This window comes from Pseudomonas sp. NBRC 111131 (assembly GCF_001320525.1).
In the GTDB taxonomy this organism is placed as follows: Bacteria; Pseudomonadota; Gammaproteobacteria; order Pseudomonadales; family Pseudomonadaceae; genus Aquipseudomonas; species Aquipseudomonas ceruminis.
Map to the genome: position 1 here is coordinate 75,684 of NZ_BCBH01000002.1, position 14,015 is coordinate 89,698.

A 14,015-nucleotide genomic window follows, 5' to 3' on the forward strand; every position below is an offset into this window, starting at 1 on the left:
AAGCGTTGGCGAAACGCACGGGATTTTGCGAACAGACAGCCCCCAGAGGAGACCGCCCATGCCCTCACCTTTGGTCAACGACCTTCTTGGGAAAATGCCTGCTCTGCATCCCAACCGCCGCCCAGCGCGGCGATCAGTTGCACGCTCGCCACCAACCGCCCCTGCAGCAGGTTCAGCGCACTGCGCTCGTTGCTCAGCGCCGTGGTCTGCACATTGACCACATCCAGATAGCCGATCAGCCCTGCACGGTACTGGTTCTCGGTCAGGCGCAACGATTCGCGGGCGGCATCCAGGGCTTCCTGGCGCACCACCGCCTCATCGGCATACACCTTGAGCTGAACGAGGTAGTTCTCTACCTCCTTGAAGCCATCGAGCACAGTCTGGCGGTACTGCGCCACCGTCTGGTCATAGACCGCGACAGTGCGGTCCACCTCGGCGCTGCGCTTGCCGGCATCGAACAGGGTCAGGGCCAATTGGGGGCCGACCGACCAGTAGCGGTTGGGCAGCTCGATCCAGTTGCTGAAACTGCTGCTGGAATAGCCGCCATTCATGCTCAGGCTCAAGTCCGGGAAGTAGGCGGCACGTGCCACACCGATGTTCGCGTTGGCAGCCATGACATTACGTTCTGCCGAAGCGATGTCCGGGCGCCGTTCCAGCAATTGCGACGGCAGCGTGACCGGTACCTGCGGCAAGGCGGGAATGGTCTTGCTGTCTGCCAGCGAAAATTGCGCAGGCGCCTTGCCCAGCAGCACAGCAATGGCGTTCTCGAACTGGGCACGCTGCCAGATCAGGTCGATCAGATCGGCCTGGGTGCTTTTGAGCTGGGTACGGGCCTGGGCCACGGCATCGGGACCGGCCACACCAGCGCGGTACTGGTTCTGGTTCATCCGCAACGAGCGCTCATAGGCCGCGACGGTGGCTTCCAGCAGGCGCTTCTGCTCATCGATCACGCGCAACTGCAGGTAGTTCTGCACCAATTCGGACTGCTGGCTGAGGCGGATCGCGGCCAGGTCGGCAAAACTGGCCTGGGCACTGGCCTCATTGGCATTCATGGCCTCGCGCAGCTTGCCCCACAGGTCGATTTCCCAACTCACGCCGAGCTGCGCGTTGTAGGTGTTGCGGATACCGCTGCTGTTGTTGGACAGGCTCGAGCTGGAGCTGCCGGTGCCTTGCGCCGAACGGTTCTTGCTGGCGCTCAAATCGAGGCTGGGGAACAGCGAAGCACGGCTGCTGCGCACCAGCGCCTGGGCCTGGCGGTACTGGGCTTCGGACTGCGCCACAGTCTGGTTGCTGCGGTTGAGTTCCTCAACCAGCGCGTTAAGCCCGGCATCACCATAGACTTCCCACCAGGCACCCCGAGTGATGGCATCGGACGGGTTGGCCTGGGTCCAGCCTTCGGCCTGCTTGTACTGCGCAGGTGTGCTCAGTTCAGGACGATGGTAGTCCGGGCTCAGGGTACAGGCACTGAGCAGCGCCACACACAGCCCGGCGCCAACCAGGCGCGAACCGCGGCCACGGGTCAGCAGTTGCAGGGCACGGTGGAGTGGAGTCTGGGCAAAGTTCATAGCGGAGTTTCCAGAGCGGCATCGGTGCGCACGCCGCGCCAATGGTTGAATCGGTGACGCAAGCGGTCCAGGTACAGGTACACCACCGGCGTCGTATAAAGGGTCAGGACTTGGCTGAAGACCAGCCCGCCGATGATGGTCAAACCCAGCGGCTGGCGCATTTCTGCACCCTCGGCGCGACTGAGCAGCAACGGCAAGGCACCGAGGATGGCCGCCAGGGTGGTCATCAGGATCGGCCGCAGCCTCAGCAGGCAAGCCCGGCGGATCGACTCTTCCGGCGTCATGCCCTGGTGGCGCTCCAGTTGCAGGGCCAGGTCGATCATCAGGATGGCGTTTTTCTTCACCACGCCGATCAACAGGAACAGCCCCAGCAGCGAGGTCAGGCTGAACTCGCCGCCGGTGACGTACAGCGCCAGCAAGGCACCGACCCCCGCCGAGGGCAAGGTCGAAAGGATGGTCAGCGGGTGGATGTAGCTTTCGTACAGAATGCCCAGCACCAGGTAAACCAGCACCAGCGCGCCGAGGATCATGAATGGCTGGCCTTGCTGGGTCTTGGCAAAGGCGTCGGCGGTACCGCCGAGCTTGGCGATCACTTCCTCAGGCAGGCCGAGCTTGGCCACTGCCCGCTCCACTGCGGCCATGGCCTGGTCAGGGCTGTAGCCTTCGGCAACATCGAAGGCGATGTCTTCGGAGGCGAACTGGCCCTCGTGGCTGACGCGGTCGTTGGCCAGGCTGTTCTCGTAGTGGGCGATGGTCGACAGCGGCACGCGCGCACCGTCGCTGGTGATCACTTGCACCTGCTCCAGGGTACTCGGGTCCCAGGCGTATTTGGGGTTGATCTCCAGTACCACCTGGTATTGGTTGAGGCTGTCGTAGATCGTCGAGATCTGCCGTTGGCTGTAGGCGTTGTTGAGCACCGTGGTGACCATGTCCATGTCGATGCCCAGGCGCTTGGCCTGGTCACGGTCGACCACCAGGGTCACCTGCTGGGTGCCGGAGCCGTCGCGGGCGTCGATGGCCGTGAGCTCAGGCAGCGCACGCACTGCGGCCACCACCTTGGGGAACCATTCTCGCAGGGCTGCGAGGTCGCCGCTCTGCAAGGTGTACAGGTATTGCGAGGAGGTCTGGTCACGGCCGCCACCGCCCAGTTGCAGGTCCTGGTCGGCCATCAGGTACAGCCGCCCGCCAGGCACTTTGGGCATTTCTTTGCGCAGCCGCTCGATGACCTTCTGTGCGTCGAGCTTGCGCTCGCTGATCGGCTTCAGGCGCACCAGGACCATGGCATTGTTGGTGCCGCTGTTACCGCCGATGAAGCCAGCAACGCTCTGCACGGCCGGGTCGGCCAGCAAGGCGCGGCGGTAGATCTCCATTTTCGGCTGCATCACGCTGAACGACAGGCCGTCGTCACCGCGGATAAAGCCCATCAGCTGGCCCGTGTCCTGCTGGGGGATCAGCGTTTTGGGTACCACCACGTATAGGGCGATGTTGATGCCGATGGTTGCCAGCAGGCTGATCAAGGTCAACCGCCTGTGGCGCAAGACCCAGCCCAGGCTGCGGTCATAGCCATCCACCATGCGTTTGTGCACCCTGTCGCTCCAGCGCTGCAGCCGGGTAGGCTCGGCGCGGTGCGGCTTGAGCCAGCGGGCGCAGAGCATCGGCGTGAGGGTCAGCGATACCACCAGCGAAACGATGATCGCCGCCGCCAGGGTGATCGAGAACTCCTGGAACAGGTTGCGCACGATGCCGCCCATGAACAGGATCGAAACGAACACGGCCACCAGCGAAACGTTCATCGACAGCAAGGTGAAGCCGACTTCCTTGGCGCCGAGAAACGCTGCGCGCATCGGTGGCTGGCCGTCCTCGATGTGCCGGGAGATGTTCTCCAGCACCACGATGGCATCGTCCACCACCAGGCCGGTGGCGAGGATCAGCGCCATCAGCGACAGATTGTTCAGGGAAAACCCGCACAGGTACATCACCGCGAAGGTGCCCACCAGGGACACGGGCACTGCCAGGCTCGGGATCAACGAGGCGCGCAAGCTGCCCAGGAACAGGTAGACCACCAGGATCACCAGCACCACGGCGATCAGCAGGGTGTGCTCGGCCTCCTTGAGGGTGGCCTTGATCACCGGTGAGCGGTCCATGGCGACGTTCAGCTGGACGCTGGCTGGCAGCAGCGACTGCAACGCCGGCAACTGCGCGTGGATCTGGTCGACCGTCTCGATGATGTTGGCGCCGGTCTGGCGATTGACCACCAGCAGCACGGCACTCTGGTCGTTGAAAAAGCCGCTGTTGTAGCGGTTCTCGACGCCGTCGGTGATGGTCGCCACGTCTCCCAGGCGCAGAATGGTGCCGTCTTGCTGGCGGATAACGATCGGCTCGTAGTCCTTGGCCTTTTCCAGCTGGTCGTTGGCGCGTACCTGCCAGCTGCGTTCGCTGTCCTCGACGAAGCCCATGGGCCGACGCTGGTTGGCGTTGGCTACCGCCGTGCGCACGTCGTCCAGCGACAGGCTGTACTGGTTCAACAGTTGTGGCTCGACGGCAATACGCACGGCCGGCAGCGAGCTGCCGCCGATCTGCACCTCGCCTACGCCACTCACCTGGGCCAGGCTCTGCGACAGAATGGTGTCGGCCAGATCGTACAGCTGGCCCTTCTGCAGCACGTCAGAGGTCAGCGACAGCACCATGATCGGCGCCTGCGCCGGGTTGATCTTCTTGTAGGTGGGCATACTGCGCATGCCACTGGGCAGCAGGTTGCGGGTGGCATTAATGGCTGCCTGCACCTCACGCGCCGCGCCATCGATGTCGCGCCCCTGCTCGAACCCGATGATTACCCGGGTCGAACCCTGGTTGGAACTGCTGGTCAGCGTGGTGACACCGGCGATGGTGCCGAGCTTGCGCTCCAGGGGTGTAGCCACCGTGGAGGCCATGACCTCGGGGCTGGCCCCCGCAAGGTTGGCCTGCACCACGATCACCGGGAAGTCCATCTGCGGCAGGGGTGCCACCGGCAACAGGCCGAAGCTGACGCCGCCGAGCAATATGATCGCAAGGCTCAGCAGCATGGTCGCCACCGGCCGGCGAATGAACGGGCCGGACAGGTTCATGCCTGGGCCTTCTGGGTATCGGGGGCCGGGCGCCAGCGGCGTGCCAGGCGGTCGAAGTACAAGTAGATGACGGGGGTGGTGAACAAGGTCAGCACCTGGCTGACCAGCAGTCCGCCGACCATCACCAGGCCCAGCGGCTGGCGCAGCTCGGCGCCCGAACCGGTGGCCAGCATCAGCGGCACGGCACCGAACAAGGCCGCCAGGGTGGTCATCAGAATCGGCCTGAAGCGCAACAGCGCCGCCTGGTAGATGGCATCCTGCGGGGTCATGCCCTGGTGACGCTCAGCCTCGAGGGCGAAGTCGATCATCATGATCGCGTTCTTTTTGACGATACCGATCAACAGGATGATGCCGATGATGGCGATCATGCCCAGGTCGTTGCCACTGAGTATCAGCGCCAGCAAGGCGCCGACCGCAGCCGACGGCAAGGTCGAGAGGATGGTCACCGGGTGAATGTAGCTTTCGTACAGCACGCCCAGCACGATGTACATGGTCACCACAGCGGCCAGAATCAGCAGCAAGGTGCTCGACAGCGATGCCTGGAAGGCTTCGGCGGCACCCTGGAACTTGGTCTGCACACCGATCGGCATGCCGATCTGCTGCTGCACCTGCTCGATCACCTGGACCGCCTCGCCCAGTGAGGCGCCATGGGCCAGGTTGAACGACATCATCACCGCCGGGAACTGGCCAATGTGCGAAATCGCCAGCTGCGCCTGGCGCTGCTCGATCCGTGCCAGTGCCGACAGGCGTACCTGGCCGCCGTCGCTGGCCTTGACATGGATCGACTCCAGCGCCTGCGGGCCGATGCTCGACGCATCGCGCGACTGCAGCACCACGCGGTATTGGCTGGCCTGGGTATAGATAGTCGAGATCTGCCGTTGGCCGAAGGCGTCGTACAGGGCGTTGGTGATCTGCGCGACGTTGATGCCCAGGCGGCTGGCCATGTCCCGGTCGATCACCAGGTACACCTGCAGGCCTTTGTCCTGCAGGTCGCTGGCCACATCTTGCAACTCGGGGCGCTGCTGCAGCGCGTGCACCAGCTTGCCGCTCCACTGCGCGAGCATGTCGGCGTCGGGCGACGACAGGCTGAACTGGTACTGAGTGCGGCTGACCCGGTCCTCGATGCTCAGGTCCTGTACCGGCTGCATGAACAGCCGGATACCGACCAGCTTGTCCAGCTGCGGTTGCAACCGGCTGATCACTTCACCGGCGGTGACGTCGCGCTCGCCGTGGGGTTTGAGGTTGATCAGCAGGCGGCCACTGTTCAGCGTGGCGTTGTCACCGTCCACGCCGATGTAGGAAGACAGGCTCTGCACCGCCGGGTCCTGCAGAATCACCTTGCTCAGGGCCTGCTGACGTTCGCTCATGGCGGCGAACGAGGTCGATTGCGGCGCCTCGGAAATCCCCTGGATCACCCCGGTGTCCTGCACCGGGAAGAAGCCTTTGGGCACCATCATGTACAGGATCACGGTCAGTGCCAGGCTGGCCACCGCCACCAGCAGCGTCAACAGCTGATGCTTGAGCACCCACTGCAGGCCACGGCCGTAGTGTTCGATCAACCAGTCGATCCAGGCGCCACTGGCCCGGTAGAACCGGCCCTGTTCTTCTTCCTTGGGTTCGCGCTTAAGCAGGCGCGCGCACATCATCGGCGTCAGGGTCAGCGAAACCACCAGCGAAATCAGGATAGCCACCGCCAGGGTGATGGCAAACTCACGGAACAGCCGGCCGACCACATCGGCCATGAACAGCAGCGGAATCAACACGGCAATCAGCGAGAACGTCAGCGATATCAGGGTGAAGCCGATCTGCCGCGCACCCTTGAGCGCGGCTTGCAGGGGTGTCTCGCCTTCCTCGATATGCCGCGAGATGTTCTCCAGCATGACGATGGCATCATCGACCACGAAACCGGTGGCGATGGTCAGCGCCATGAGGGTCAGGTTGTTGATCGAAAAACCGGCCAGGTACATCACACCGAAGGTACCGACCAAGGACAGCGGTACGGCAATCGAGGGAATGATGGTGGCGCTGAAGCGGCGCAGGAAGACGAACGTGACCATCACTACCAGGGCGATGGCGATCAGCAACTCGTGCTGCACGTCCTTGACTGCAGCGCGGATGGTCTGGGTACGGTCGGTGAGCACCGACACGTCGAGCCCAGCCGGCAGGTTGTCGGTGATCGACGGCAGCAACTCCTTGATACGGTCGACCACCTCGATGACGTTGGCTCCCGGCTGGCGCTGGATGTTCAGCAGCACCGCCTGGTTCTGGTTGGCCCAGGCTGCCAGGCGTTCATTCTCTGCTCCATCGACGATTTCGGCGACGTCCTTCAGGCGCAGCGGTGCACCGTTGTTGTAGGCCAGGATAAGGTTGGCGTACTCCTCGGGGGAACGCAGCTGGTCGTTGGCGTCGAGCATCGACACACGGGTCGGGCCATCGAAGTTGCCCTTGGGCTGGTTGACGTTGGAGGCGCCGATAAGGGTGCGCACATCGTCAAGGTTGAGGCCGTTGGCGGCCAGTGCATCGACGTTGACCTTGATCCGCACGGCCTGGCGCTGGCCGCCGGCAATGCTGACCATACCTACACCGCTGATCTGGGCAAGCTTCTGCGCCACGCGGGTGTCCACCAGGTCGTTGAGTTTGGGCAACGGCATGGTCTTGGACGAGATGGCCAGGGTCAGCACCGGTGTGTCTGCCGGGTTGACCTTGTTGTACACCGGGGGTGCCGGAAGGTCGCTGGGCAGCAGATTACTGGCCGCATTGATCGCAGCCTGCACCTGTTGCTCGGCCACATCCATGTTCATGTCCAGGCTAAAGCGCAAGGTCAGTACCGAGGCCCCCCCGGAACTGGTCGAGGCCATCTGGGTGAGGCCAGGCATTTGCCCGAACTGGCGCTCCAGCGGCGCGGTGACCGCGCTGGTCATGACCTGAGGGCTGGCGCCCGGGTACAAGGTCATGACCCGGATGGTCGGGTAGTCGACCTGTGGTAGTGCCGAGACCGGCAGCAACTTATAGGCGATCAGGCCGGCCAGGACGATGGCCAGCATGCTCAGCGTGGTGGCGACCGGGCGAAGAATGAACAGGCGTGACAGGTTCATGCGCCCGCCTTACCTGCCGCTTCACCGGCCTGGGCCGAGCCCTTGGCCTCCTGGCCCTGCAGGTGCTGGCCGGGCGTGGTCGGCACTTGCGAGCTGTCTTCAACGACCTCCACCTTGGTGCCCTCGCGCAGGCGGTCGGTGCCTTCGAGCACCAGGCGGTCGCCTGCCTTGAGGCCTTCCAGAATCACACTGTTCTCACCGTCGCTGGCACCCACCTTGAGCGTGCGGATGTTGACGGTGTTCTCGGCGTTGACCACATAGGCAAAGGTGCCATCGTTGCCGAACTGGATCGCTGCCGCCGGGGCCATGACCACCTGCTTGAGGGTGTCGGCCAACAGGCGCACGTTGACGAACTGGTTGGGGAACAGGGCCAGGTCCTTGTTCTCGAAGCGGCCCTTGAACTTCAGGGTGCCGGTGGTGGTGTCGATCTGGTTGTCGATGCTGCCGAGCACGCCAGTCGACTGCAGCTTGCTATCGCTGCGGTCCCAGGCCTCAACCGGCAGAATGGCGCCGCTGCGGTAGCGTTCGAGCACGGTGCTGAGCTCAGTTTCCGGCAGGGTGAAGGCGACGTTGATCGGCTCGGTCTGGGTGATGACCACCAGCGCAGTGGTGTCATTGGCCGCCACCAGGTTGCCCAGGTCGAGCTGGCGCAGGCCCACACGCCCGCTGATCGGCGAGCGGATCTGGGTGAAATCGAGGTTCAGGCGCGCATCGTTGACCTGGGCCTGATTGGTCTTCACCAGCCCCTGGAACTGAGCCACCTGGGCTTCGGCCGTATCGAGGGTCTGCTTGGCGATACTGTCTTCGGCGTACAAGCCTTTATAGCGAGCCAGGTCGACCTGGGCGTTTTTCAATTGCGCCTGGTTCTGCGCCAGGGTGCCTTCGGCCTGCTGCAAGGCAATGCGATAGGTGCGCGGGTCGATTTCGGCCAACAAGTCGCCGGCTTTGACCTGCTGGCCTTCCTTGAAGTGGATCTTCACCAGCTCACCGGCCACCCGGCTGCGCACATTGACCGTGTTGGTCGCAGTCACAGTGCCCAGGGCCTTGTAATAAAGCGGGAAGTCGCCCACCCGCACCGGCTCGACCCGCACCGGCACCGGGTCGGTAGACCCACCGAAGCCCGGGCGCCCGCCCATGCCCATCCCTTTACCCGGGCGCCCCCCGCCTGCCTCTTTATGGGCAGGCGTTGCGGCGGGCCACAGCCACCAGGCCAGCAGGGCCACCAGCAGCAGGATCAGCAGGCCGACGAGCCAGCGACGGGGGGATCGGGAGACAGAAGCTTGCATGGGTTGAACGAACCTTGTTCGGAGTGACGACTTGGGGAGGGTGAACGATAAGCACTGGCACCGTTTTAGCAAAGGCCCTTTACCAGAGGTTTACCTTTGCCTGACGTTGTCAACAGGTTGAACTTTAAATGAAAACGGCCCGGAAAGGGTTCCGGGCCGTTACAGGGTATTGCGTGATAGGCGGGAGGCCGCGCGGCCGGCACTGAACCGCCCTGCCCTCACGGCAACCTTACTTCAGGACAGCCAGCGCTGCCTCATAGTTCGGCTCTTCAGCGATTTCGCCCACTAGCTCGCTGTGCAGCACGTTGTCGTTTTCGTCCAGTACCACTACGGCGCGGGCGGCCAGGCCGGCCAGAGGGCCGTCGGCGATGGCGACGCCATAGTTCTCGAGGAATTCACGGCCGCGCAGGGTCGAGAGGTTCTTCACGTTTTCCAGGCCTTCGGCACCGCAGAAGCGCGCTTGGGCGAATGGCAGGTCAGCGGAGATGCACAGCACCACGGTGTTGGCCACATCGTTGGCCTGGGCGTTGAACTTGCGCACGGAGGTGGCGCAGGTCGGGGTGTCGACGCTCGGGAAGATGTTCAGCACCTTGCGCTTGCCGGCGAAGTCCTTCAGCGACTTGTCGGCCAGGCCTTCGCCGACCAGGGAAAAGGCAGGTGCCTGGGCACCGGCTTTTGGCAGTTCGCCTTTGACCTGAACCGGGTTGCCTTTGAGAGTCACTTGAGCCATGGACGAAATCCTTGTATGGGGTTTGAAAAGGACCCTGAGTTAAGCATGAAGGCGGGCGGGTGCCTATGGGGTAACGTGAAATTGTTCGATTGCCGGACACTTCTTGTGGACAAAAAAATGCCCGGGTGGCGACAGCCGACCCGGACACGTCTTACCGCCAGCGCAACATCAGCCCACCAGGCCGTACACCACAGACGCCAGCGCGACCAGGCCGACCACCACGACGAACACGTTGGACAGCGCGCCGCTGTACTTGCGCATCGACGGCACGCGGCGGATGGCATACATCGGCATGAGGAACAGCAGCACGGCGATGATCGGCCCGCCGAGCGATTCGATCATGCCGAGGATGCTTGGGTTGAGGGTGGCGACGATCCAGCACACCACCAGCATCAGCGCGGCAACCATACGGTCCAGCGCCTTGGCACCCGGGCGCGCACCCGTCTTGGCGATGATGCCCTTGAGGCCTTCGCTGGCACCGATGTAGTGGCCCAGGAACGACTTGGCGATGGCGATGAAGGCAATCAACGGCGCGGCGAAGGCGATCGTTGGGTTGCTGAAGTGGTTGGCCAGGTACGACAGGATCGACAGGTTCTGTGCCTTGGCTTCGGCCAGCTGTGTGCTGTCGAGGGTCAGCACGCAGCTGAACACGAAGAACAGCACCATGGCCACCATCAGCAGGTGGGCACGGGCCAGGATCTGCCCGCTGCGCTCGTCGGCGTGTTCGCCGTAACGGCGCTTCTGGTCAACGGCAAAGGCCGAAATGATCGGCGAATGGTTGAACGAGAACACCATCACCGGGATCGCCAGCCATACCGTGTGCAGGAACGCCGAACCCGACGGCAGCTGGTTGGCGCTGTCGAGGATACCGCCGGTCCAGTGCGGTACCAGGTACAGGCCCAGCAGCGCCAGGGCGACGATGAACGGGTAGACCAGCAGGCTCATGACCTTCACCGTGGCCTGTTCGCCGCAGCGCACGATCGCCAGCAGGCCGAGGATGAGCACGAACGACAGGATGACCCGTGGTGGCGGGGCCATGTGCAGCTGGTGTTCCATGAAGCTGCTGACGGTGTTGGTCAGGGCCACACTGTAGATAAGCAGGATCGGGAAGATGGCGAAGAAGTACAGCACCGTGATCAGTGCGCCGGCCTTGATACCGAAGTGCTCTTCGACCACTTCGGTGATGTCGCCGCCATTGCGCCCGGAGAGGACAAATCGGGTCAGGCCGCGGTGGGCGTAGTAGGTCATCGGAAACGCCAGCGCGGCGAGGATCAACAGCGGCCAGAAACCGCCCAGGCCAGCGTTGATTGGCAGGAACAAGGTCCCTGCGCCGATGGCGGTGCCAAACAGACCCAGCATCCAGGTGGTGTCTTGACGCGACCAGCGGCCCAGGGCTGCCGGGCTCGATTCTTCATAGCGCCGTTCGACGCTTGGGGCCTGCTCATTCATTCCGGGTGTAGCTCCACTCGCAAGACTGCAACAGGGCTGGGAATGGCGAAACAGACGCTTCGCGCAACCCAACCAAAAAGAGGGGCGCGATTGTGCACTGAAAGTGGGCGGTTGCGAAGCCCCGTCCGAGGGACGGTTGCACTGGCCTTTACTAGGAGGGTTGCACCTTGGGGCTGCTGTGCAACCCATCGCGGGCACGCCAGCGCCTACAGCGACCGCGCACAATTCAAGCCCTGCGCTGTAACTGTAGAAGCCGGCTGGCCGGCGAAAGGGCCGCAAGGCGGCCCCGTGCGGGATTACTTCTGAACGGCCGCGAATGCCTCGGCAACCCGTTGCAGGTTGGCCGGACGCAGGCCGGACATGCACACCCGGCCGCTGTCGATCAGGTACACACCAAACTCGTCACGCAGGCGACGGACCTGCTCGACGCTGAAACCGGTGTAGCTGAACATCCCACGCTGGCGCAGGAAGAACTGGAAGTCCTGGCCTGGCAGCAGAACCGCCAGCGCATCGACCAACGCCTGGCGCATGTCGAGGATACGCTTGCGCATCACCTCCACTTCAGCCGCCCACTGCGCGCTCAGGGCCTCATCGCCAAGCACGCCGGCCACCAGTTGTGCGCCGAAGTTGGGCGGGCTTGAATAGTTGCGGCGCACGGTCGCCTTGAGCTGGCCCAGTACGCTCTGGGTGGTGGTTTCGTCGTCACAGACCACCGACAGGCCCCCTACCCGCTCGCCATACAGCGAGAAGATCTTCGAGAAGGAGTTGCTGACCAGGCACGGCACGCCGGCACGGGCCATTTCGCGGATGGCGTAGGCATCTTCCACCAACCCTTCGCCAAAACCTTGATAGGCGATGTCGAGGAACGGGATCAGCTGGCGCGCCTTGACCACCTCCACCACGTGTTGCCACTGATCCTGAGTCAGGTCGGCACCGGTAGGGTTGTGGCAGCACGGGTGCAGCAGCACCACACTGTGGGCCGGGAGTACCTGCAGGGCGGCGAGCATGCCGTCGAAGTCCACGCCACGGCTGGCCTGGTCGAAGTACGGGTAGCTGTGCACCTTGAACCCGGCACCCTCGAAGATGGCGCGGTGGTTGTCCCAGGTCGGGTTGCTTACCCAGACTTCGGACTGCGGGAAGTAGCGCTTGAGGAAGTCAGCACCTACCTTGAGCGCGCCGGAGCCGCCGACGGTCTGCACGGTTGCCACGCGCTTGCCGGTCACGGCCGGGTGGTCGGCACCGAACAGCAGTGCCTGGATCGCCTGGCGGTAACTGGCCAGGCCTTCCATCGGCAGGTACAGCGAGGCCTCGTGGGCCTGGCCGGCGATGCGATTCTCCACCGCATCCACCGCCGCCAGCTGTGGCACCACGCCGGCCTCATCGTAGTACAGGCCGATACTCAGGTTGACCTTGTCAGCGCGCGGATCGGCCTTGAAGGTTTCCATCAACGAGAGGATCGGGTCGCCGGCATAGGCATCGACATGTTTGAACACAGCGTGCAGCTCCTTGGATCAGGACAGTTCGGAAAGGCTGCCCTGAGGATACCCGGAGTCGCACCGAAGCACATCACCAAATGTGCAAGGGTGTCTATGCACGCCTGCATGACGCCCTGCGCGGTGGCGCACTATAGGGCTCGCCGTTCAGACAGCCAGCGCCTCGAGCTCCTGCAACTCCTGATCGGTCAGTGCCACCCCGTCCCGCTCGGCCACTGCCCGCTCGCGATAACGTCGCTCACCCGGCATCCGTGACAGGCCCACGGCCTGCATCTGCTCGACCAGCGCGCGGCTGCGCAAGGCAAAACGCTCGCCTTCGGCCTTGCTCGGGTCGATCACGATGATCAACTGCCCGGTCCACGGGGTCTTGGCGCCTGGGTGGTTCGACCAGTCGAACTCCCAGGAGAAGTGCCCCCCTGTCAACGCCGCTGCCAGCAACTCCACCATCATCGACAGCGCAGAGCCCTTGTGCCCGCCGAACGGCAACAACGCCCCGCCGTCGAGGATCGCCTGAGGGTCATTGGTTGGCTGGCCATCGGCCCCTACCCCCATGCCGTCAGGCAACCGCTGGCTGGCGCGGGCGGCGATCTGCACGTCACCATGGGCCATGGCGCTGGTGGCCATGTCGAACACGATCGGGGCATGTCCGGCACACGGCGCGGCGAAGGCGATCGGGTTGGTGCCGAACAACGGCTTGCGCGCACCATGGGGCACCACACAGGTCATGCTGTTGACCACGCTCAGTGCCACCAGGCCTTCATCGGCAAATGGCTCGACATCAGGCCACAACGCGGCGAAATGGTGCGAGTTGTGGATCGCCAGCACCGCGATGCCGGCACTGCGCGCCTTTTCGACCAGCAATGCACGCGCCGCCGCCAAGGCCGGCTGGGCAAAGCCACCGCCGGCGTCTACGCGCACAAACGCGGGCGCCACATCGGTGACCTGGGGTATGGCGCGGCCATTTACCCAGCCACTGGCCAGGGTCGAGACATAACCCGGAACGCGGAACACGCCGTGGCTGTGGGCACCATCGCGCTGGGCGCTGGCGCAGTTGTGAGCCAGCACGCGGGCCACCGCCTCGCTGCAGCCATGACGCTGGAAAACCGTTTGCAAAAGACCCTGCAGCTCGGCAAAAGGCATGCGCATGGCCGGACGGTTGGAAGGTGCAGACATCTGAAGCTCCTTTCTTGGAATTGGAATGGCAACAGCGTTGGCAATGACAAAAACTGTCCTGCAAATGACAGCTATCTGTCAAATATTGACTTGATGACAGAAAACAGCCATTTTCTAGAA

General features: G+C 63.6%; 8 protein-coding genes. All 8 read right to left on the reverse strand.

What is annotated here, in order from left to right:
- Nucleotides 1-74 precede the first annotated feature (74 nt).
- On the reverse strand, nt 75-1,565 hold the full coding sequence (locus APH34_RS02460) for an efflux transporter outer membrane subunit (RefSeq protein WP_054899586.1): 1,491 nt from the start codon (nt 1,563-1,565) through the stop codon (nt 75-77).
- A complete protein-coding gene (locus APH34_RS02465) occupies nt 1,562-4,669 on the reverse strand; it encodes an efflux RND transporter permease subunit (protein ID WP_054899587.1) in 3,108 nt (1,035 codons plus the stop codon). The genes APH34_RS02460 and APH34_RS02465 overlap by 4 nt, the downstream gene beginning before the upstream one ends.
- Nucleotides 4,666-7,764 carry an MdtB/MuxB family multidrug efflux RND transporter permease subunit gene (locus tag APH34_RS02470; protein ID WP_054899588.1) on the reverse strand — a complete coding sequence of 1,033 codons (3,099 nt, stop codon included), beginning with the start codon at nt 7,762-7,764 and terminating at the stop codon, nt 4,666-4,668. Before APH34_RS02470 ends, APH34_RS02465 begins: the two co-directional genes overlap by 4 nt.
- On the reverse strand, nt 7,761-9,050 hold the full coding sequence (locus APH34_RS02475) for an MdtA/MuxA family multidrug efflux RND transporter periplasmic adaptor subunit (protein WP_054899589.1): 1,290 nt from the start codon (nt 9,048-9,050) through the stop codon (nt 7,761-7,763). The genes APH34_RS02470 and APH34_RS02475 overlap by 4 nt, the downstream gene beginning before the upstream one ends.
- A 229-nt stretch (nt 9,051-9,279) precedes the next feature.
- Entirely contained in the window at nt 9,280-9,780 is a 501-nt protein-coding gene (gene tpx, locus APH34_RS02480; protein WP_054899590.1) for a thiol peroxidase, read from the reverse strand.
- Between the two features lie 168 nt (nt 9,781-9,948).
- Entirely contained in the window at nt 9,949-11,229 is a 1,281-nt protein-coding gene (locus APH34_RS02485; protein WP_054899591.1) for a serine/threonine transporter, read from the reverse strand.
- Nucleotides 11,230-11,525: 296 nt separating this feature from the next.
- Entirely contained in the window at nt 11,526-12,722 is a 1,197-nt protein-coding gene (locus tag APH34_RS02490; RefSeq protein ID WP_054899592.1) for an amino acid aminotransferase, read from the reverse strand.
- A gap of 147 nt (nt 12,723-12,869) precedes the next feature.
- Nucleotides 12,870-13,895: an Ldh family oxidoreductase gene (locus tag APH34_RS02495; protein ID WP_054899593.1), complete on the reverse strand. Its 1,026-nt coding sequence runs from the start codon at nt 13,893-13,895 to the stop codon at nt 12,870-12,872.
- Between the last annotated feature and the right edge of the window lie 120 nt (nt 13,896-14,015).